Below are 2,886 nucleotides of genomic sequence, written 5' to 3'. Positions count from 1 at the left end.
GTCGTGCATGGGAACATCCGCGTATTTACCCGAAGGGTGAACTTGAAAGCGACGAACGATAAGGCTCGCTATGCCGCGCTCCATGGGTCGGATATACCCGATCTTACCCATCAAATAAGGCGCCTTTAATGATATCTTGTGTTGCTCCGCCGCATCTAACTTGAATCGTACCTCGCCCTCTGAAACCTGCAAATGAGATGATCCGGTAGGTTGAAAGAAGTTGGCGACTTCCGCCTTGCCTCGCGTAGGAATGATGACTTCTCCGCCCGCCGGCACTTGTATGATCGTCCAAAGAGCCAACGGAATAGATGAAACATCTTCATTCAGTCGTTGCAACCTCATTGCCGATTCGTATCCGACGAATGAATAAGCAAGCCCGTTCCATTTTCCTAGTAAGGGATCCGGAATTAGGCGGCAAGATTTTTCAAGCGCCATTCCCAAGATTCGATTCGACCGGAAAGCCATGAGCTCTAGCGACTGTCTCCATGTCGCCGAATTCATTCGTTCGCCATCGTCATCTCCCGTAATTTCGTCTATCCTATAATTTCCGGGGTCAAGCTCGGGCTGGACCGTATAGCTCTCGAAGAATCGATGAACGTCGCCGACGAAATATTCGATTTCGGGACTCATCCACGTTCTTTCCCCGCCGATGTTCCATTCCGGGCTTTGCAGGAAGCTTTCGAGCTCCGGTTGCACCCACAACATATTTCCGCTTTCCTTATCAGGGAAAATCCCAAGCACGCGCCCTCCGCGCTCCGAGATGATCGTTTGTCCTCCACTTTCGTTTTCGAGCACCCGATACTCCAACGCTAGCTTCCGCAGCACTCCGACCAATTCGTCCGCTTTCATTTGAATCCGCCCACGGGATTTACGATCGTAGGTACGGGCAAACCGCTCAAATAATCGATGACCCGCGATGCGACCAAATCTCTTAACTTGCGCTCCGACTGCTCCGAGTACCAAGCGAGATGATTTGTCACTAGCGCCTTATCATGAGACAGAAGCGGATGGCCCAATGATGGCGGCTCTGACTCCAGCACGTCCAATGCCGCATAAGATACGGTTCCGTCCTCAAGCGCTTCCAGCAGATCGGACTCGCGAATAATCGGACCCCGCGAAACATTAACGATCGCGGGCTTACGCTTCATCTTAGCGAATGCTTCTCTATTAAACATATGGCGGGTTTGCGCATTAAGCGGACAATGAATCGTTATGATGTCCGACTGAGCCAGCAAACCTTCCAGATCCGAACTCTCCGCATTCGAAGGCAATTCCGCCTTGTTCAAATAGGGATCGTAAATTAAGATTCGCGAACCGAACGGTGCTATCATACGAATAACCTGCATGCCGATCCGGCCGGTACCGACGACGCCGAGCGTAATATCCTTGATCGACTTCATCGGCTTCAGCGCRCTAACATTTCCCCATTCCCCGCGCCGGGTTAGCTGCGCCGCAGGCATCAGCTTGCGGTTAGCCGCGAAAATAAAGCTGACGGCATGCTCGGCGACTTCGTCGATACAGTAGTCCGGCACGTTGATGACGGCCAAACCGCGCTCCGTAGCCGCCGCGATATCGATATTATCGACGCCGACGCCATACCTTCCGATGACTCGAATTCGTGGAAGCGCATCCATAAGCGCTGCGGAAACCGGCTGTAAATTCACGATTATACCTTCTACATCCTGCAAATCGCCAACCCGGTCCAGCGGATCGGCATCTTCGAAATAAGTAGCTTCCCAATCTCGTTTTTTGAATAAGTCGGCTTCCCGCCGACCTTCGAAAATAGCTGCGCCGAATATCGCTACTCTAGTCATATTCTCATCTCCCCTTACCATGAAGATATGTTATATTGATCTTAAACCTCTTAACGAATGGAGTCAGCTTGATGATCAAGTTCACGGCCGATCAGGCCATCCCTCCAGGTTACGAATCCAGCATTAACATTCATGTCAAAAAGCTAAGCTTTTGGTCCATTTTGCATACCCATGAATTTCATGAAATCTTTCTGATTACGAACGGCACTCTATATCACTACGTGAATGGACATAAGCAACTCTTGACGACGGGGACGTTAGTCTTTATTCGCCCATCCGATATTCATCGCTATGAGAGATTCGAAGGTACCGATGTCGGATTGATTATCGTGAGCTTCCGTAATGAAGTTATTCAACGCGTTCTGGATTATTTAGGCGACGGATTCTTTTCTCAAAGATTATTGCGCTCCGAGCTCCCGCCAATGGCAACGCTTTCGGGATCGGAAATCATCAAAGTCGTCGAGCGTTATGAACGGATAGCTACGCTACCCCAGAATGCTTTGATGGAAATCCAAGCTTCCATTCGCGCTTTTCTCGCAAGTTGGCTGATCGACTATTTTTCGCCGCAGTATGCGACGACGTTACCGGATGTGCCCGACTGGCTAAACCAGTTGTATATCGACATGCAAAAAAAAGAAAATTTCATCAAAGGATTACCTTATCTGAAGGAAAATTCCCCCGTAAGCTACGAACATCTTTGCCGAATTTCCAAAAAACATTTAGGGAAAGCGCCTACGGAATGGATCAACCATTTCCGGCTTAACTATGCGGCAAATCTACTCGTCTACAGCAAGGACGATGTAACATCGATCTGCTTGGAAGTCGGCTTCAATAACTTCAGTCATTTCTACTCCCTGTTTCGCAAGGAATACAACATGTCGCCAAACGAATACAGAGCATTCCAGAAAAAGATGGTTATTAAATCGGATTCGAGATCCTTAGCCCATTAGTGCTCCGAACTTTCGGGCCGGAAATCCGCTCACATCTGGAGTTGCACGAAAAACGCCGCCGGCATGGGGTTGTTCCTTCTCCAACGACTCGTCAGATAAACCGACCCGAGCCGTTGTAATCC

Annotated in this window: 3 protein-coding genes; 1 reads left to right on the top strand and 2 read right to left on the bottom strand. The window is 49.5% G+C overall.

Annotated features, from left to right (window positions below):
* Both AC1DWN_RS31575 and AC1DWN_RS31570 read right to left on the bottom strand, forming a co-directional pair.
* Window positions 1-849 (bottom strand): hypothetical protein (locus AC1DWN_RS31575; RefSeq protein ID WP_477562808.1); only part of this gene is annotated, 849 nt, incomplete at its 3' end.
* Complete coding sequence (locus tag AC1DWN_RS31570; RefSeq protein WP_477562807.1) at window positions 846-1,814, bottom strand: C-terminal binding protein; 969 nt, start codon at window positions 1,812-1,814, stop codon at window positions 846-848. The genes AC1DWN_RS31570 and AC1DWN_RS31575, both read right to left, overlap by 4 nt.
* A gap of 71 nt (window positions 1,815-1,885) precedes the next feature.
* Between AC1DWN_RS31570 and AC1DWN_RS31565 the strand changes: the two genes are divergently transcribed.
* A complete protein-coding gene (locus tag AC1DWN_RS31565; RefSeq protein WP_477562806.1) occupies window positions 1,886-2,764 on the top strand; it encodes a helix-turn-helix transcriptional regulator in 879 nt (292 codons plus the stop codon).
* The last annotated feature ends 122 nt before the right edge of the window (window positions 2,765-2,886 follow it).

It is taken from the genome of Paenibacillus sp. P4_A7 (assembly GCF_056402455.1).
Note: the sequence above shows the minus strand (reverse complement) of the source record. Positions and strands in the feature narration are given on the sequence as shown.